Annotated in this window: 17 protein-coding genes and 1 tRNA gene; 10 read left to right on the plus strand and 8 right to left on the minus strand. The window is 55.0% G+C overall.

The window, feature by feature from the left end; genetic code table 11:
• The first annotated feature begins 433 nt into the window (after positions 1 to 433).
• The 7 genes from petA (at position 434) to KQH55_RS03980 (ending at position 7,523) form a co-directional block, all read left to right on the plus strand.
• Positions 434 to 1,054, plus strand: coding sequence for a ubiquinol-cytochrome c reductase iron-sulfur subunit (petA, locus tag KQH55_RS03950; RefSeq protein WP_076785576.1), 621 nt, complete (start codon positions 434 to 436; stop codon positions 1,052 to 1,054).
• On the plus strand, positions 1,055 to 2,440 hold the full coding sequence (locus tag KQH55_RS03955) for a cytochrome bc complex cytochrome b subunit (protein WP_235090233.1): 1,386 nt from the start codon (positions 1,055 to 1,057) through the stop codon (positions 2,438 to 2,440).
• Between the two features lie 32 nt (positions 2,441 to 2,472).
• The gene (locus tag KQH55_RS03960) at positions 2,473 to 3,222 is read left to right on the plus strand and encodes a cytochrome c1 (protein ID WP_076796864.1); all 750 of its coding nucleotides are present in this window, start codon (positions 2,473 to 2,475) and stop codon (positions 3,220 to 3,222) included.
• A gap of 94 nt (positions 3,223 to 3,316) precedes the next feature.
• The gene (locus KQH55_RS03965) at positions 3,317 to 3,928 is read left to right on the plus strand and encodes a glutathione S-transferase N-terminal domain-containing protein (RefSeq protein ID WP_041753298.1); all 612 of its coding nucleotides are present in this window, start codon (positions 3,317 to 3,319) and stop codon (positions 3,926 to 3,928) included.
• Positions 3,929 to 4,019: 91 nt separating this feature from the next.
• Positions 4,020 to 4,598 (plus strand): ClpXP protease specificity-enhancing factor, encoded by a 579-nt coding sequence (locus KQH55_RS03970; RefSeq protein WP_076796865.1) that lies wholly within the window; start codon positions 4,020 to 4,022, stop codon positions 4,596 to 4,598.
• Between the two features lie 43 nt (positions 4,599 to 4,641).
• A tRNA-Thr gene (locus tag KQH55_RS03975) sits at positions 4,642 to 4,717 on the plus strand.
• A 910-nt stretch (positions 4,718 to 5,627) separates the two neighbouring features.
• Positions 5,628 to 7,523, plus strand: a complete 1,896-nt coding sequence (locus KQH55_RS03980) for a hypothetical protein (protein WP_235090234.1) — start codon at positions 5,628 to 5,630, stop codon at positions 7,521 to 7,523.
• A 201-nt stretch (positions 7,524 to 7,724) separates the two neighbouring features.
• Here KQH55_RS03980 and KQH55_RS03985 read toward each other — a convergent pair whose 3' ends face one another.
• A complete protein-coding gene (locus KQH55_RS03985) occupies positions 7,725 to 8,207 on the minus strand; it encodes a tyrosine-type recombinase/integrase (RefSeq protein ID WP_076796866.1) in 483 nt (160 codons plus the stop codon).
• Between the two features lie 157 nt (positions 8,208 to 8,364).
• Here KQH55_RS03985 and KQH55_RS03990 point away from each other — a divergent pair, with 157 nt between their 5' ends.
• Complete coding sequence (locus KQH55_RS03990) at positions 8,365 to 8,694, plus strand: DUF6516 family protein (RefSeq protein WP_235090235.1); 330 nt, start codon at positions 8,365 to 8,367, stop codon at positions 8,692 to 8,694.
• Complete coding sequence (locus KQH55_RS03995; protein ID WP_076785570.1) at positions 8,691 to 9,065, plus strand: winged helix-turn-helix domain-containing protein; 375 nt, start codon at positions 8,691 to 8,693, stop codon at positions 9,063 to 9,065. The genes KQH55_RS03990 and KQH55_RS03995 overlap by 4 nt, the downstream gene beginning before the upstream one ends.
• Positions 9,066 to 9,179: 114 nt before the next feature.
• On the opposite strand, the gene KQH55_RS04000 is transcribed toward KQH55_RS03995, so the two are convergent.
• The 7 genes from KQH55_RS04000 to KQH55_RS04030 form a co-directional block, all read right to left on the minus strand.
• A protein-coding gene (locus KQH55_RS04000) for an IS3 family transposase (protein ID WP_235090236.1) occupies positions 9,180 to 10,267 on the minus strand; the annotation gives its coding sequence in 2 pieces (ribosomal slippage) (positions 9,180 to 10,006 and positions 10,006 to 10,267; 1,089 coding nt in all).
• 192 nt (positions 10,268 to 10,459) lie between these two features.
• Positions 10,460 to 11,983, minus strand: coding sequence for an F-box protein (locus KQH55_RS04005; protein WP_235090237.1), 1,524 nt, complete (start codon positions 11,981 to 11,983; stop codon positions 10,460 to 10,462).
• 371 nt (positions 11,984 to 12,354) lie between these two features.
• Positions 12,355 to 14,136 carry an ABC transporter ATP-binding protein gene (locus KQH55_RS04010; RefSeq protein WP_235090238.1) on the minus strand — a complete coding sequence of 594 codons (1,782 nt, stop codon included), beginning with the start codon at positions 14,134 to 14,136 and terminating at the stop codon, positions 12,355 to 12,357.
• A gap of 17 nt (positions 14,137 to 14,153) precedes the next feature.
• Complete coding sequence (locus tag KQH55_RS04015) at positions 14,154 to 15,896, minus strand: asparagine synthase C-terminal domain-containing protein (protein WP_235090239.1); 1,743 nt, start codon at positions 15,894 to 15,896, stop codon at positions 14,154 to 14,156.
• Entirely contained in the window at positions 15,893 to 16,639 is a 747-nt protein-coding gene (locus KQH55_RS04020) for a lasso peptide biosynthesis B2 protein (RefSeq protein ID WP_235090240.1), read from the minus strand. The genes KQH55_RS04015 and KQH55_RS04020 overlap by 4 nt, the downstream gene beginning before the upstream one ends.
• Before the next feature lie 152 nt (positions 16,640 to 16,791).
• Positions 16,792 to 16,935 (minus strand): burhizin family lasso peptide, encoded by a 144-nt coding sequence (locus KQH55_RS04025; RefSeq protein WP_235090241.1) that lies wholly within the window; start codon positions 16,933 to 16,935, stop codon positions 16,792 to 16,794.
• A 104-nt stretch (positions 16,936 to 17,039) separates the two neighbouring features.
• Positions 17,040 to 17,180, minus strand: a complete 141-nt coding sequence (locus KQH55_RS04030) for a burhizin family lasso peptide (RefSeq protein ID WP_235090242.1) — start codon at positions 17,178 to 17,180, stop codon at positions 17,040 to 17,042.
• Between the two features lie 351 nt (positions 17,181 to 17,531).
• On the opposite strand from KQH55_RS04030, the gene macA reads away from it, so the two are divergent.
• The gene (gene macA, locus KQH55_RS04035; RefSeq protein ID WP_235090243.1) at positions 17,532 to 18,698 is read left to right on the plus strand and encodes a macrolide transporter subunit MacA; all 1,167 of its coding nucleotides are present in this window, start codon (positions 17,532 to 17,534) and stop codon (positions 18,696 to 18,698) included.

An 18,698-nucleotide genomic window follows, 5' to 3' on the forward strand; every position in this document is an offset into this window, starting at 1 on the left:
CGGCGAGGAGCGAATGATGCGGCGTATTGTCGCACCCGTGCCGTGCCGTGCCGTGCCGTGCCGTGCCCGTGCCCGTGCCCGTGCCGTGCCCGTGCCAGGGGCGGTATGTATGCACCGCCGCAGACCGCGTCGCTCGCCTTCGGCACATCACGTCCCCGCACCAGACACATCACACCGCCGGGTTGAGCCTACCATGGAGTGTGCGTCAGTCGCCGCGCCCGCGGATCCCGCGCGGCGTCGATTTTGTGATTTTGTTAAGTATTTGCTTAATTCTAGATGTCGCGCTGTGCGAATCGGTGTCGCCAAACCCTTGCGTAGCAAGCTTTTACGCGGCAGGCTGTAACCAAGGCTTGTAAATGGCGGCTACATTCCCGCACACTATAAGTGGAGAGCCGAAGGAAGACTGGAGTCCAACCAAGAAGTGGGGCGTGTGATGCGAGACAAGGAAGACAATCGCGTCGATGGCAGCCGCCGTACCTGGCTGATAGCGACGTCAGTAGCAGGTGGAGTGGGGAGCATGACAACCCTGGTGCCGTTTGCTGCATCGCTGGCACCGTCCGAAAAGGCCAGGGCCGCAGGCGCGCCGGTCGAAGTGGACATCAGTGCGCTGAAACCCGGCGAGATGATGACCGTTGCATGGCGCGGCAAGCCTGTGTGGATCATCAATCGTACCGAGCAGATGTTGGCCGAGGTCATCAAGGCCGATGGCGAGGTCGCCGATCCGCATACCCAGAATCCCTTTTCGATCCCGCTCCCCGAGTACTGCCAGAACGAATACCGCTCCCGTCCGGAGCACAAGAACATCCTCGTGCTCGTGGGCATCTGCACGCACCTGGGCTGTTCGCCGAGCCCGCGCTTTTCGCCAGGTCCCCAGCCGAACCTGCCGGCCCACTGGCCGGGCGGTTGGCTGTGTCCGTGCCATGGCTCGACCTTTGACTTGGCCGGCCGCGTGTTCAAGAATAAGCCCGCACCGCAAAATCTCGATGTACCGCCGTTCATGTTTAAGACGGCCACGCAGCTCGTGATTGGCCAGGACGAGAAGGGAGAGGCGTAAATGGCGACGACGGACAATCCTGATGAAGGCACGGGCCTGCTCGGCTGGATCGATCGCCGCTTTCCGCTGAGTTCCACCTGGAAGGCGCACGTATCCGAGTACTACGCGCCAAAAAATTTCAATTTCTGGTATTTCTTCGGCTCACTGGCCCTGCTCGTGTTGGTGATCCAGATCGTCACTGGCATCTTCCTGGTGATGAACTACAAGCCCGACTCGCAGCTGGCGTTTGCGTCGGTCGAGTACATCATGCGCGAAGTGCCGTGGGGCTGGCTGATTCGGTACATGCATTCGACCGGCGCATCGATGTTTTTCGTCGTCGTCTATCTACATATGTTCCGGGGGCTGCTGTATGGCTCCTATCGCAAGCCGCGCGAACTGGTGTGGATCTTCGGCTGCCTGATCTTCCTGTGCCTGATGGCCGAAGCGTTCTTCGGCTATTTGTTGCCATGGGGCCAGATGTCGTTCTGGGGCGCGCAGGTCATCGTGAACTTATTCTCCGCAATTCCGTTCATCGGTCCGGACCTGTCGCTGTGGATCCGTGGCGACTACGTCGTATCGGATGTCACGTTGAACCGCTTTTTTGCGTTTCACGTGATCGCGATTCCGCTGGTGCTGATCGGTCTGGTCGTTGTTCACATCATCGCGCTGCATGAAGTCGGCTCGAACAACCCCGATGGCATCGAGATCAAGGCCAAGAAAGATGCAAACGGCATTCCGCTGGATGGCATCCCGTTCCATCCGTACTACTCGGTGCACGATTTTTTTGGCGTCTGCGTCTTTCTGCTCGTGTTCTGCGCGATCATCTTCTTCGCACCCGAGATGGGCGGCTATTTCCTCGAGGCGAACAACTTCGTGCCGTCCGACCCACTTAAGACGCCGACCGAAATTGCACCGGTCTGGTACTTCACCGCGTTCTACGCGATGCTGCGTGCGACGACGGACGACTTCAAGATCGTGTTGATGATCGTGGCCGGGTTGCTCGGCGTGCTCGGCTTGATCAAGGCCCGCGGGGGGGTGAAGAAGATTGGCTCGGTCATGGCTGCCGTGCTCGTGATCCTCGCGATGATCAGCACCCAGGCCAAGTTCTGGGGCGTTATTGTCATGGGCGGCGCCGTTCTCACGCTGTTTTTCCTGCCGTGGCTCGATTGTAGCCCGGTCAAATCCATCCGCTATCGTCCGGGCTTTCATCGATTCTTCTATGGGATCTTTGTCGTCGTCTTCCTGACACTGGCCTTTCTCGGCACGCGGCCTCCATCCCCGGCCGCGACCGTGATCGCGCAGGCTTGCACGCTAGTGTATTTCGCATTCTTCCTCGGGATGCCGTTCTGGACTCGCCTGGGCACATTCAAGCAGCCGCCCGAGCGCGTGACCTTCAAGCCGTATTGAACGCGGGAATCGGACGCGAACGGAGAATACCGATGAAGAAATGGCTTTCGATACTTGCGCTGCTGATAGCGGCGCTGGCTGCCACGTTGGGCGTGGCCCGTGCCGAGGAGGATATCGTTCTCGATCGCGCGCCGGACCGCACCAACAATCTCGCGTCGCTGCAACATGGCGCGCAGTTGTTTGTGAACTACTGTCTGAGCTGCCACAGCGCGAGCATGCTGCGCTATAGCAAGCTGCAGTCGATCGGCATTTCGCACAAGGCAATCGAGGACAACCTGTTATTTAGCGGCGGCAAGATCGGTGACACGATGACCGTTGCGATGCGCCCGGCCGATGCGCAGGAGTGGTTTGGCGTCGCGCCGCCAGACTTGTCGCTCGAGGCGCGCGCGCGAGGCGTGGACTGGTTGTACACGTACTTGCGCACGTTCTATCGCGACCCAACGCGGCCGACTGGGTGGAACAACCTCGCGTTCCCGAATGTCGGAATGCCCCATGTACTGTGGCAACTGCAGGGCGTGCGTGACGCGAAATTCATTGAACATAAAGGTGAGAACGGTGAGGTGACGCACCAGTTCGACGGCTTTACCCAGGTGACCAACGGGACGCTTACGCCGATAGACTATGATTCGTCTGTCGCCGACCTTGTCTCCTATCTTGCCTGGATGTCAGAGCCGGCACGCAAAACGCGCGAGCGCATAGGCGTGTGGGTGCTGCTGTTTCTCGGCGTGCTGACCCTGTGCGCCTGGAGGCTCAACGCCGCGTACTGGAAAGATATCAAGTAAACACGTCGTTAGCGGTGTGGGGCTGGCAGCGAAGAAGAACGGCATGGGGCGGTCTTCTCAGCACAGGCCCTTCGGTTTTTTGAGGAAAGTAAAAATGATGGTTTTGTATTCCGGCACCACTTGTCCATTCTCCCAGCGTTGCCGGTTGGTGCTGTTCGAAAAAGGCATGGACTTTGAGATCCGCGATGTTGACCTGTTCAACAAACCGGAGGACATTTCGGTGATGAACCCGTACGGGCAGGTGCCGATCCTCGTGGAGCGCGATCTGATCCTGTACGAGTCGAATATTATCAACGAGTATATCGACGAGCGTTTCCCCCATCCGCAATTGATGCCTGCCGATCCGGTCCAGCGTGCCCGTGCACGGCTGTTCCTGCTCAACTTTGAGAAAGAGCTGTTCGTGCACGTTGGCACGCTCGAGAATGAGAAGGGCAAGACCGCCGAGAAAGCGCACGAGCGCGCGCGTGCGGCGATTCGAGACCGGTTGACGCAACTGGCACCGATTTTTGTCAAGAACAAGTACATGCTGGGCGAAGAATTCTCGATGCTCGATGTCGCGATCGCGCCGTTGTTATGGCGCCTAGACCACTACGGCATCGAACTATCCAAGAATGCAGCGCCGCTGATGAAATATGCGGAACGCATTTTTAGCCGGCCTGCCTATATCGAGGCGTTGACGCCATCCGAGAAGGTGATGCGTCGTTAAGCGGCGGCGGGCTTGCGTCCCCAGCCGTCACTGCTTGCCGGTGTGGCGCCCGTGTGTCGGGCGCGACGCGTCGGCAGTTCAAGGAACAATAATGCAAGAGATTTCCACTAAGCCCTACTTGTTGCGTGCGCTCTATGAGTGGTGCACGGATAATGGATTTACGCCGCATATCGCGGCGAAGGTCGATAACCGCACGCGCGTACCTCGGCAATTCGTGCGTGACGGCGAAATCGTGCTCAACATCAGCTTCGATGCGACCAGCCAGTTGCAAATGGGCAACGACGTAATCGAATTCCTCGCGCGCTTCTCCGGCAAATCGCACAAGATCGAGGTGCCGGTGGGCAATATTCTGGCGATTTATGCGCGCGAGAACGGGCAGGGAATGGCATTCCCGGTCGAGGGGATTCCGCAGGAGCCGGTTGAAGGCGCGCCGGAATTCGAGGCGCTCGCGGCAGATGAATTTTACGATATGACGCCTCAGGAGAAGCAACGCGTGCTGCGTGAGCGCGTGTTGCAGCAGGCGGAACAGAGCGGGTCGGCCGCGGTCGGTCGTGAGGTGCAGCGCGGGCAGCACGCAGAGGGTCCGATTGTGCAAGGGCCCGATGCCGGCGAGGCCGCGGGTGAGAGTCGGAAGGACAGTAGTCGCAAGCATCTGAAAGTGATCAAATGATTTTTTGCCGCAGACTAGCGGCTGTAGTATACTATATGGCTATGCCGGCTTAGCTCATCTGGTAGAGCAGTTGATTTGTAATCATCAGGTGGCGGGTTCGAGTCCTGCAGCCGGCACCAATACTGACGCGGGTCCCAGCGAATGGGGCCCGCTTTTTTTTTGTTCTACAAAACCCGCTTTGTTCTACAAAATTGCTTTTGCTGACAAGACGGAGGCCACGTAGCGCGCTCTGAAGGGTCAACTGGCAGCTAAGCATTTCACGCCGATCGGTGCTGCACGACTCGCCGACAACAAGAAGCCGCCGCCAGTTACCATCCAGCCGATGGAAGAGGGCTGACCATGCAGAGAGTGCCCCCGTCACCGGCCGATCGGCGATTGAATAAGAGCACGGCTGAGTTGGCGATGCGATAACGCCCATCTTGGCGAGACGAAAAGGTTGACGCACACTTGACAAGCTTGCCTACTAGGTGAAGCAGGACCGTATCAGCCGGCAATGAGCGCGACAGCGCCAAGCGTGGCAAAGAAACTCTTGTTAGCTGAGCTACAACCACGCGTATTTACACACGTCGCTTGCAAACAAAATTGTGTCGCCGCTGTCTGGGAAACGCCTTTGTGTATTGAGTGTTGGATGGGTGATGGCCTTGTTCGATGATGCTTTTTGTCGCACCTGGATGCGCGTGCGCCGTTTGGCGCTTAGCGTTGCCTTTTTAAAATAACAAGAACGAGCCCGGCGAGTAGAAGACCCCAATACCGTGGCAATAGCCAGAGGATAGGCCGATTTTGACTTCAATACAGCCGCGCAGCGAGTTTTGGCGGGCAATCTTTGCTCTACCTTGTTAATGCGCCAAATTCAAGATGACCGACTTTGTACATGCGTTATCAGCAAGGGTTCAGAAAACCGTTCACTTACGTATTATAAAGTCGGCGTAATCCTATTCGTATCCGCCTGGGTGGCCATGCGACATTAGGCTATCGTGCGTGCAGTATCGCTTCGCGCTGCGCTCTTCTCACTTTTTGCTAAGCTTGCCGATGGACTTTGATCTAAACGCCACTTTGAACACGCAGGCCGCCATTTACGCGAGCGACGAACAAGCCCGCCCACAGCCTACGGCTGCACCGCCCACGGGCATAAAGCGTTCGGCGAGTCCGGCACCCGACACATCGCTAAAAAAGCCGAAAACTCACACTGCGCTGCCGGTTAACGTGATTTTAACTATTGCGGATCATTTGCCGGCTAAGGATATCCCTGCGTTTTCACTACTGGACAAGCGCACTTATCACCTAATGAAGGAAAGGCGATGGGCCGCGCGCTGTACCAAGCAAGCACGCAACGTCTGTGATTTTGCGTCGTGGCAACAGCTGATTGAAGATATCGAGCGTATCCAGGCTGAATCGGAACTGCGGGTCGAACCCCTCCTGGCACTCTCTACACGATTAATATATTTACCCCCGCAGCAGCGAGTCGAAGCATTCAAACGACTGTTCGTGGCGGCCGAGCATATCCCGGAACAAGGCTTTCGAATACAAAAAAGGTTGCTATTATCCCAGCGCAGTTACACATGCCCGCAAAGCATATTCGATTTTGCCTATGCAATGGCCGAAAGACGTCGACCTGACCAAGAGAATTTCTGGCCCGAGCTGGCCGAGTTGCTTGGGGAGGTGGACTATCGACGCTTCAACTCACAAGCACCTCAGCGTGAAAGGTACCAGGCGTTGCTCAACCGGCTTGCGCACCTAGACCCGTCTGAACAAGCCAAGCTGATCCCCCTATTGGCTGATCGACTGACACTTAGCAGAGGCAATGCCCCCGACTCGGCCTCTTTGGCCTTGCTACAGCAGCTGGCTGCTTCTCAGCGAGGCAGCGCCTTGGATGCTGCTATACGGGATTCGCCCGAAGCAGAGCAGGCCGTCAGGCGCTACGCAGCATTGGCTGACCCAAGACTTAACGAAAGCAATATTCTTTCGGCCTATGTGGCCTTGCTGCAGCAAACACAATCGCTGCCCCCTTCTCAGCAAGGCGCATCGGTCGGCGCGTTGGCCGCTGCTACACGGGTTTTGCCCGAAGCAGAGCGTGCTGTGCGCTATGCAGAAATGCGACAACTGGCGTTATCGCTTTCGGACGAGCAACTGGGAATGGCGCTACGCCGTCTTCCACTAAGTTTAATTGGATTGCCACCCGAGCAACACGCGCACGAACTTCAATTACTGGAGCCTGCGCTACTGCGCGTGCTGCCCGCGCAGCGTGTGCAGGCCGCCCTCGGCCTACTGGAATGTAGTCCCTATCTGAATGACGTGCTCTCAAAGCAAGTATGGCAGCGTGCGCTGCAGCTGCTTGATGGCAGCAGTGAAGCGGAATTATTGGAGTTGTTTAGTGATTCAAGGCTCATGTCCGCCATAGAGTACTCAATGCATGGTGGAAAACGAAGCGATGCCGTCAATGAAATTTTGGCTTTTGTGGAACGTAACCACGTCACTGAGCCCACTCGTGCAATGATATTTGCGCATATGCCTTTATTATGTTCGGCCATGGGGACCATAGGGCGTCATCAGGTCGCACTCGCCCTACTGCGATATAGTTACCAGTTGGATGACATGCGCTCAAAGCAGGTATGGCAGCTTATGCTACGGCTGTTTAACGGCTACGTTGCAACGGAAATACTGGACGTGCTGAGCAAGGCAAGACAAGAGGGCGTGACAACCGCAATGAGCGACCAGAAATGGCAAGATGCCGTCAACGAAATCACGGCTTTTACGGAACGCAGCCGCCTCAATAAGTCCAGTCGTGCAACAATACTCGCGCATATACCGTGGTTACGCAACCCTAATTTGGAGCGGCCTAGGCAGCAGCGGCTAGAGTTGGAGACGAGGGGTAACGAGTGCCAACTGCGTGCCGAACATCTTCCCTTCTACCATAGGCCACAATAGGTTCGTCACCAGCCTCGGCTTATAACGGGCAGCGCTAGAACCGCAATGGCACGAATTGCGGTGTGCTCAAGACCGGGCAGCTGCCCGCCTGCGATAAACTGAACACCGTGGGGATTGGCCGTCGTCGCTAGCAGATTCACACAAAGTGTGAAAAAACTAATGTACTTCAGCGTTAACATCTCGTTTCCAGTATTGCCGCGCTTACCGGGTAGGCGTAACTTGCATGCCACGCTTGCGGACATAGTGTTCTGTCATCGCCACGCTGCCATGCCCCAGTAACGATTGCGCTGCACGTAGATCGGTCGCACTTTCCTTGTCCGTCCCCGCCTTCGCCCGTAGGTCTCTAAACTGAAAGTCTTTTTTATCAATGCCTGCTACGTCGCGGGCGCGATCGAAGCGAAAGCGCAGTGCGGCCTGCCCGAGCGGGCGTCCATACTCATCGACAATCAAACGCGTTGAGCGTGGGTTGTGCGTTCTTTTCCGGGCGGCTAACCGATTGAGCAGTGCGGAAAGCTCACCCACGATTTGGATGCGCAGGGTAAGCGTTGCGTCTTCACCGTCTGTTCGTGAAGAGCGGAAAGCGGCAATCTGATTCCCACCAGATCTTGACTTGCTCCCCGAGATTAGTACGGTGACGGTGTAGAGTCCATTCTGAAAAGGAGTGGTCGTGAAGAAACGATTCACCGAAGAACAGATTATTGGCGTGCTGAAGGAAGGCGAGGCAGGCCTGAAGCCGCCGTAGCCTTGCTAGCCAGCGCAAGGTCGCCCGTAAGCTTTGGCCCTCCTGATGCGCCAAGTCTAGCCTCAGGTGTGCTATCATAGTGCACGGCTGAGGAAGTGTATGGCAAAGATTAAAGAAATTTTGTTGGAGCAAGAACGCTTCGAACTCAAGGCCAAGTCCGGTGGCGGTCTTTTAAGTTATGAAGTATGGGGATGCAGAGAAGCGGGGCGCAACGTAGTGACGCGTTACAACTTGGCTTACATTAATCATGAAATTTATCCACGTGATAATGGTCGGGTTTTGGGTTTTGATAATGCCCACGGCTATCATCACCGGCATTATATGGGGGCAGTTGAGCCAGTCGAGTTTGAGAGTTACGAAGCCACGCTGGATCGCTTTCAACAAGAATGGCAGGATATTATTTTTCAGTATAGGAAGGTAAAACGATGACTAAGGTTGTTGTTCGTACAGGTGATATTGCAGGTTTTTTCGAGCGTGCCCGGGGGGCAGCGCGCCGCGCCGATGCTGGTAAGGTGTTCCCCGAGAAAATTACCTTGTCGTTCGAGGACCCGCAACGGATGTTCACCGTGCTCTCCGAAGCACGGCGGCGTTTAATGCACGAGATTATTAGCGAACCTCAGACTATCGCTGAACTCTCGCGCCGGTTACATCGTGAGCGTACCGCAGTCACAAAGGACGTGCGTATGCTGGAAAAGGCCGGCTTGGTTGTATCACAACGGCAAGCCAATCCTGGCCACGGCGTTCAAAAGCTGGTGCGCTCGGTAGCACCTAAAATTGAAATGGTCGCCACGCTTAACTAAACGTAAGCCGCTGTGGCGAGGCGATGGACCGGCGCGCACGGTGGACGCATCATCCTATTTTACCAGAGTGGGCTGGGTAATCTCCCCGTTTTCCACGGGGTTCAGAAGTAGAAACTATGCGGCCATGGCCAGCCGCTGTTTTGGCGTCAATCCGCCCAAGGCCATGTTCGGGCGATCGTGATTGTCAGTCCACATCCAGTCGGTCGCGAAACGCTGGACGTGCTCCAGGTCCTTCCAGTGGTACTGCGACAGCCATTCGTAGCGCACCGTCCGGTTGAATCGCTCGACATACGCATTGTGCTGAGGCTTACCCGGCTGGATGTAGTCGAGCTTGATGCCGTATTGCCGGGCCCATTCGGTGATCGTCGCGCTCAGGTACTCGGGCCTGTTGTCACACCGAATCGCCTTTGGCCGGCCACGCCAACTGATGATCTGCCGCAGCGCACGGATCACCCGCTGCGAGGGCAGCGAGAAGTCGATCTCGATGCCGAGCGCTTCGCGGTTGAAGTCGTCGATCACGTTAAACAGTCGGATGCTGCGTCCGTCGGTCAGTGGGTCGTGCATGAAGTCCATCGACCAGAACTGGTTGACGGCAGTGGGCACCGACAGCGGTTCCGGAACCTGCCGGACCAGCCGCTTGCGTGGCTTGATCCGCAGGTTCAACTCCAGTTCGCGATAGATCCGGTACACGCGCTTGTGATTCCAGCCGAAACCCTTCACATTGCGCAGGTACAGGAAGCACAGCCCAAAGCCCCAGTTCCGGTGGTTGTCGATCAGGCGCAGCAGCCAGTTCGCAATCTCCTCGTTCTCGGCATTGCGCAGGCCAACGTACCGATAGCAGCTCTGGCTGATCCCAAACGCCTCACATGCCAGCCGGATCGATATGCCTCGACTGGACACCGCGTGCAGGGCCATCTCGCGCCGGCGAGATGGCCTCAGTCCTTTTTTGCGAGTGCCTCCGAAACGATTTCGGCCTTGATCTTCTCTTCGACGACCATCTTGCGCAGCCGGGCATTCTCGACCTCCAGTTCCTTCATCCGCGCCATCAGCGACACGTCCATGCCGCCGTACTTCGAGCGCCACTTGTAGAACGTCGCCGTGCTAATGCCCAGCTCTCGGCACAGATCCAGTACCGCCAGCCCTGCCTCCAGGCGCTTGAGCGCCTCCACGATCTGGCTGTCCGTGAATCTCGACTTTTTCATTGCGTAGAACTCCCTTAACGAGAAAATTCTACTTCTGTTCCCACCGTTTTTTTGGGGGGATTACCCTTCATTGACTTTCTCTGGCTTCATTGTCCACCCTATTTGGTATCCGTAAAATTGTCAAAGTCCAATCTGGTACCACCACCGCATCGGTCCACGATCCCACATCATCTTCAGCGTTGATTGCGAGGTTCAGGTTTCTCTCATGCTGTTTTCATAGTGTTCAAGATCTTGGAGCAGACGATCAAAACCACTATACCTCTTACGATTACGTTCGACAAAGGCTATGACCTCGGTTTTGACGTCTTCCCATTGCTGGTCAGAAAAGAGTAAAACCGAATTCCAGTATGGCAATTTAGAAAGTGGAGAAAGTGCGTTGAACACGTCTTTTGTATCGCAGTTGTCAAGTAAACGTAGTGCACGCTGCCACACTTGTTGGGATAGCGCTTCATGTTCGTTTAATCTAATTGTACTCAGTGTCAGCTTAGATACTAATGATGCCCGCTGCTCTGACGGCATGTTTTGGATGGTTTCGTTGCTGCTATCGATCAAGCTTAGTGCACGCTGGACTATTTGCTTGGCTAGCCCTTTGTCGTACAGGTCTGGTGCGTATCTAATAAGCTCAATCGCCGCCAGTGCCCGCTGTTCGGGCAGCACACGTTCAATGATGGGTTCAAGTCGCGGTAGCTCGTATGCTTGTTGCTGAGCTGACGGTAAGTCTAGCACCGCTTGTAACAGATAGCGTAACGTCTCACCTAATTGGTGATCTGGCAGAGACAGCGTTAAGTGCCGTAGATTGGCATAGTATAGAGATGTTTGTTCCTCTGACAGCAGCCATAGTTCTCTGGCCAACGCGCCGATCGGCGCGCCGCGGTATGACGCCGGCAAATGTTGCACCCATTGGATCAGCGTTTCGTACAATTCAGTGAGTGTCGTAGCTGTAGGATAGTGGTCGGGATCAAATTCGATTAGCAGTGCGGCCAGTTTTCTGATCAGTTCAGCTTGCTCGGCGGGGTTCAATGCGGGAAGCCGGCTCATAAAAGCCCGATATTCGGTTGCAAACTGCAAAGGTTCAATGGGAAGCTCTCTTCGAATCGATGCAAGGGCAGCCCAGGTGCTACCTTGTCCAGGACTGCGTCGTTCGGCGTCGGCATAGGCAAACTCATACAACTCGCGTTGCGGTGAAAGACAGGCTATGGATACGATCATGTCTTTTTGTAATTGCAGGCCTCGTATTGGTACACGGCCTGCAGCTTCGAAGACCTGTTGGAATGCTGCTCTCTGTTGCTCTTCAGGCAAACCACTTAACTGCTTCGACAGCGTCTGAAGTGGCTCGGCACGCAGCATCGGCTCCGCACGGATGCGCTCAATTTCAGTGAGTAACCGTTGCACCGATGTGAGATTTGGCACAGGGCCATCGTTGGCGTTTCTGGTGCAAAACCAGCTTAGTCGCCACTCTTTGAGTGCGTGGTAGGTCCGTCTGTCTACGGCTGACAGGTTAGGGATGTCGAATAACGACATGTGGGCGGCCACCCGTTGAAGGATTTCAGGCGGCAGGTTATGGTACGTCGTCGGGCGTTGCTGTACGCCAGTATTCGCCCGCGCTGCTAAGCGTGGGGGCAGCGGTGAGGCAGTGGCCGCAGAGCTATGCTGGCTTGGTATCGCATAAACGGCAGCCTGAGCGCTATTAGGCGTGGAAGCGGGATCAAAGTCCATTGTCAACTTTAAAAGAATTGTTAACTTCAGCTAGGTTGGCGGCCGGCAATTAGTCAGCGCTTTGTATTGTAGCTGCCTGGTGTCTTACCTCATACACCTTGATAGCCGCTATAGATATGGAGCTCGTAGGCGTATCCCTTTTATGCCATATAATCCTGATTTCGAACGCCAGATGAAGCTGGCGGAAGAGATCATGCATGACGACCGCGACAGTTTGCGGGCGCTTGCCAAGTGGCCCCTTGGCGATGGATTCGCGCGGACCTGATCTATGCCGTGCATGATCGCCGAAACTACATCGCAAAGACCCGCGCTTACCGGCTAGTCGACACCCGGTTTTGAGGGGCCCATGCGGATGGCTGTGTGCGGGATTTTTATCGTGCCGCTGATAAGTCAGGTTGTTTTGTCGATAACTGGGTTTGTTTATGCCAAAGATTGGCATAAACACCTTGTCGCCTTAGCAAACTACTATGCGTGCCCGTCTCCAAGATCGCACCCTCTTGCATGACTAAAATCAAGTCCGCATGCTGAATGGCCGAAAGTCGGTGTGCAATCACGAGCCGCGTGGTGTGACGATAACGCTCATAGAGATGCTTGAAGATATCGGCCTCCGTGTGTGCATCGAGCGCCGCAGTCGGTTCATCCAATAGTAGCAAAGGGCTATTGCGCAATAAAGCGCGGGCCAGTCCCACACGTTGTCGCTCACCGCCCGACAATTTGTTGCCTCGCTCGCCAATCGGCGTGTCCAGGCCCTGGCTCGCCGCAGCAATAACGGATGTCAGCGCACAGGAATGGATAACTTGTTCAAGTTCCGAATTAGAGGCTTGCGGGCAGGCAAAGCAGATGTTTTCGCGTATCGAGCGATCCAGCAAATGTGCGTCTTGTGTCACATAGCTGATCGACTGACGCAACTGCGACTCGGAAAACGATTCGATGGGTTGACCATCGATGAGGATTTGCCCTTCATCGAGCTTATACAGGCGCAATAACAACTTGATGAGCGTGGATTTCCCCCCGCCGCTCGGGCCTACCAGCGCACAAAAGGCACCAGCAGGAATCAAAAAATTCGCGTGGTGCAATACTCGTTTACCGCACGGATGGCGAAAGCTGGCGTTGCGAAATTCGATCGATGGTGCCTGCTTGAACAGGGAGGAGCCCAAGGGTTCGAAGTGCCATCTGACACGGATGGTGTGCAGCAATTCCGATAGATTAAACAAACCTATCTGGACTTCCCGCACCACATAGCCGAACGTGCTGAGCGGCAAAGTAAATCGCAGCAGGTAACTGTTCAACAGCACGAAATCGCCAATGGTGAGCCGGTGTGCCAGGATATCTCGTCCCGCTAAAGCCGTGAGTGTGGTCAACCCGATACCGACAATCAGTAATTGAGCGGCGCCAACGATCTCCATCTTGCGCGTGATATGGATACTCGCCCAGGCGCGCATTTTTAACACACGGTCGAGTCGGGTTAATTCGCTGGCTTCATTCGAAAACGCTTTGACCGTATCGGCATGCGTTAGCGTATCGACCAGCCGCGTAGAGGCACGATCCGACGCCCGGTTTTTCTTGCGTTGCAGCGCTTCACAGCGCTTCGCCGTTGATACACTAAAGTAAATATAAAGGGTTAGAACCCCCAGCAAGACAGCTGCATAAACGAGGCCAAACAATGAGAACACGACGATGCCGACGACCGCGATTTCGACAACAATCGGTGCGAGGCTCCAAAAGAGCCCGATAATTGCACGCATCGCACTGTCTTGTACGCGCGAGAGTTCGCTCACAGAAGCGCCTGTTTGGTGAGCACTCAATGCCGCAGCGGGTTGACCGAGCACTCGGCTGACGTAATTCAGCGTAATCGTGCGTTTGATACGCTCATTGACCAACACGAACAAATACTGTTCGCAACGGTTCGTCGCTTGTGACAGAAACCACGCGCCGCCGTAAGCTACACAGAGCAGGTAGACGCTCACTGCCGAGAGCGCCGCGTTGGACAAACCGTCGATGAGCCACTTGAGCAACATCGGTGCGATAATGGTTAGCCCGACTGAGCATCCTGTACAGCCAATGGCTGCGATGATCTGAAGACGCGTTTTCCATTCACGCGTCCACAAGCAATGCAGCAAAAACAAGATTGTTTTGAAGAGACCATGCTGCATCACGCTTTACTCGCTAGTCATTGCCATCCTTGAACAAACAGTTCGGCGGCATAGAGGTGAAGGAGGCCCATAAAATATTTGCTATGTCCCTTGCTGCTATGTTGAATCGCAGCACGTGTGCGTTTTACGTCGACATAGCCCTCTTTGGCCAAAAATCCCTCGAGACAGAGCGCCATCATATGATCCTTGTGGTCACGAATGCCCAACAAATCGATACCTGATGTTTCGCCTTTGTTTCGTCGCCATAGGTTCGGATACCCTGTGGCCGCCGAAACAGATTCTCTCAGCACAATGCGATTATGCGCTCCTTCGAAATGATCGTAACTGGGTATGGACAACGCAAACTCGACCATTGGCTGGCAAAGAAACGGATAATGCGTGGGTTGGGTAAATGGATAGGCGGGCGATCGAATGTCGTCGAGCGTCAAAAAAGCCAAAGCCAGCTGATAGAGCTGGCCGGGTAACCGAACCTTATTTTGCTGGAGAAAGGGATGCAGGTACGCTCGTCGATCGAACGATTCGTGCTGTGCTTCTTCAGATAGAAGATCGAGCGTACCGCCGTTATTTTCAAAAAGATCTGAAGAAAACAACGATCGGGCCGCAGCTGTTACCACTTGGGTCAGAGGCGCTCTATGAATGAGCGCCAGGTCCATCGCCACGCGCACCAATCGTTGCCATTGCCATGTCAGTGCCGCATCGGCAAGCGCGCCGAAAGGCGGAGGCGCCAAAAAGAGCGAATCCCCTCCATGCCCGCTGATCAACTGAGTATGCTCTCCTTTATCGAGTTGGCTTGCAAAATACTGATTAAACGCAAGCAGACAATATCGGATATGTGGTTTAGCCACCCGCGGAACAGACTGAACAGGGGCAAACGATAATACCCTCGTATCCACCTCATGGAGATGAGCCTGTACGCTTTGTGCAACGTGACGCGCATGGTCCAGCTCGTTGGACGAAGCGACACCGGCATGGTAATAATGCGCGCAAGACAGTGGATGGTCAGCAGAGGAGACTGCGCGCATTGCCAGCAGCACGGAGCTGGATTCCAGACCTCCGGAGAGTTCCAGCACGGGCCGATCGGCCAACGATACAAACCGATTAAGATAATTCTTTAAAATGCCGAATGGGGTTTGGGTGTCATCTTCTACTGCGTGCTTGAGGGGGTCCCAAACCGTCACGATTTGCGGTTGACCACCATCGATATAGGAGACGGCGCAGCCCGCCGGAATTTCTTGGATACGATCGAACGGCAATACACCATTTTGTACGGTGCCCGTGCGTAACCATGTCGTAAAAAAGTTTTTATTCCATGCTGGACGCTCGCCGCTCTCCACCAAGGTTTGATGCAGGCACGTAATCGTATCCGAAAAAAGCAAACCGTGACGGCTGGACCATGCCCAATATACAGGCCATTGGTTACTTGGATCGCTGCAGCAGATCAACTTTTTGGCAGTCAGGTCAAAGCAGATAAATAAATATTTACCCCAGAATCGAGCCATGAGACGCGCGGGACCTACTGCCGCAATTGCCTGCAAGTCGTCTTCCTTAATTTCGCTCTGGTCCAGCTTCGAAAATGCTGAACCATAAAAACAGTAGAAGTACGTGCCAGATTGCCCACATAGGGCACGCGTCTTGGCCCTGTCTTGTTGATGCCAAAGTGCACCTGCAATCTGGTTAGATGGGTCGCGTACGAACCTCCAATCCCGTTTTTGTGCTAAATAATCCTGCGTCTTCGGATAGGCGATGCCGAGTAGGGTCATAGGGGCAGTGCTAGCAGAGAATGGGGGCATTCCAGAATAACGGATAGCTCTTTGCGTCTGAGTGGGCTATCGCCAATCACCACCTCTCCGGCTTCCGACCAGGCGTGTGCATAAAACGGAAAAGATTGCACGCCGATCACCAATTTCAATGCTAAGCCGGCACGCGCGCACAGCATAGTCAGCGCGACGGACCACTCCAAACACTTGGTTGGCCGAGGGTAAAATAGGCAGGCCCAATTGAGCGTGTTCACAAAGGGCGCGTAATCATCCGGCTGGCCGACGCATAAGCCTGCTCCGGCCTCACGGTGAGCTTGATTGCATAACTGCAACAACCCGGCCATTCCGCGCCGCGCGGCACATCGGTGCACGGATCTTAAGATGAGCGTGGCTTTGGCGATGTTTGTCCAAGCAGGTCGATGTGCAAAGGCATCGTCAGGTAACTTCCAACCATTGGCCGACATCCCCCCTGTTTGCGGCGAGGGGCTCAACGTGTTCAGTTTAGCGTCAGCTTCTGGAAACGAAGCGGCACTAATCCAATTGGCACGCTTTAATTCTTCCAGAATGGCTGAATGCTGAAGCGTGCCAGTCTGAGAAAAGCGCTCAATATCCAGCCCAAGCTGTGACGCCAATGCCGCAGATTGCCTCTCGGTTAAAACAGCGTACCGATCGCGCACTACATCAAGCAAGATAATTTGCTTAGCGAAACAGGCGCCAAAAACATTGGGCATCAAATGATGCGGCATTTTTTATGATTGTTCTGTATCGTGACTACAGGGGAACGCTAAGCAAAACCTTAGTAAGCGTCACAATACATCTAAGATTCATGCAATCCTGAGATACATTCGAAGCAGTACTTAAAGGCATTTGCTTAGCGCTGTTTTATATCAGGCTAAAATTAATCCAAGAAGCGGCCAATGCCGGCTTCTCTGTATTTCCCCGAACCGCCCAGCGTCGATTCAGAAGCACACAGTTCCATCAGCGATTCATCATCCAACAGGAAGTCCGACATTTCATGCGTTACGTCTTGTTGCTTATTCATGAGAATCTCCTTGATCTCGTAGCTGGGAGAAAACCGCTTCCCGACTAGGCAAGCGGTTAAGCCTATGTCGTTCAAGCCAACATGGGCAGGATCAGTGTAGTAGATCAGAGAAAGCGGCCAACGCCAGCTTCTCGGTATTGTCCCGAACCGCCCAGCGTCGATTCAGAAGCGCACAGTTCCATCAGCGATTCATCATCCAACAGGCAGTCCGACACTTCATGCTTCACGTCTTGGTGCTTATTCATGAAAATCTCCTTGATCCCGTAGTGTTAAAAGAAAGCCGCTATCCGAGTAGGCAAGCGGCTAAACCTATGTCGTTAAAATCAACATAGGCAATATCAGTGTAGTAAAAAATTGAGATTTTGCAAGAGGGCGGGTGAAATTCTTGTCAGCTCCATGAGCATTGTTTATTATTCTGTGTGAAAGGTGCGGAAAATGAAAATATTGTTGCGTGCATCGCACCATAACGATACTGCATGCTGCGGTGCCGTGAAGGTGCAACACCTTGAAAAGGTAGCGTTGGATACTTTTCGGTATCATGGTTCACTTTTGGTTGCCGCTATGCGCTTGCATTTGCTCTAACTGCTCTGCCATCCATGAAGATCCGCCGTTGGCGTGCCGCGATAGTCGGCGTTATCGCTGTCTTTCTGATTGCCGCGCTCTCGCTACATGTCTTTTCTCGGGACAAGCATCCGCATTACTTGACCGCGAATGTCGAACGCGGCGATCTCGAGCATGCGGTGCTCGCGACGGGCACGCTACAGGCATTCAAGCAGGTTGATGTCGGCGCACAGGTCTCTGGCCAACTCAAGTCGCTGAAGGTCAAGCTCGGCGACACGGTCAAGACGGGACAATGGCTCGCGCAGATCGACCCGGTTCTCTTGCAGAACGCGCTGCGTCAGGCGGAAACCAACGAGCAGAACTTCGTTGCGCAGAGGCGTGCAACGGCTGCGCAGCTTCGGCAGGCTGAACTCGAATTCCGCCGCCAGCAACAAATGCTGCGGGATGACGCGACTTCGCGGCGGGATTGCGAAGAGGCGAGCGCGGCGCTTGTTGTGCAGCGTGCGAATCTCGCGTCGCTCGACGCGCAGATTCGCTCGGCCCGCATTCAAACCGAGACCACACGGGCCAATCTCGACTACACGCGAATCGTTGCGCCGATGGATGGGGAAGTGGTCGCGATTGTTACGCAGGAAGGCCAGACTGTGATCGCGCAGCAGCAGGCACCGGTGATCCTGAAGCTTGCCGACCTCGACACGATGACGGTGAAGGCACAGGTATCGGAAGCTGACGTGATTCGCCTGCACCCAGGCCAGGCTGCATACTTCACGATACTCGGCGAACCGGACAAACGCTATTATGGCAAGTTGCGCGCGATCGAGCCCGCGCCGCAGAATTTCCTCGATACGCAACAAAATTCGCTCGGTGGCTCGTCCAAGCTCAATACGGCTGTGTTCTACAACGCGTTGTTCGAGGTGCCCAATCCCGGTCACCGGCTGCGCATCTCGATGACTGCGCAGGTCAGCGTACTGCTCGGCGTCGCGCGGCAAGTGCTCAATATCCCGGTTTCCGCGCTTGGCGCGAAGGCGCCGGATGGGCGGTACGCGGTACGTGTGCTCGATGCCAATGGCAGGACCGTCACGCGTCAAGTCAGCACCGGGCTGAACAACAACGTCAAGGTCGAGATCCGCGATGGACTCAAGGCCGGCGAACGCGTTGTGATCGGCGACGCGTCCGATACTTTCACCAGCTCAGCGCGCTGA

Origin of the sequence: Mycetohabitans sp. B3 (genome assembly GCF_021498065.1) — a bacterium.
In the GTDB taxonomy this organism is placed as follows: Bacteria; Pseudomonadota; Gammaproteobacteria; order Burkholderiales; family Burkholderiaceae; genus Mycetohabitans.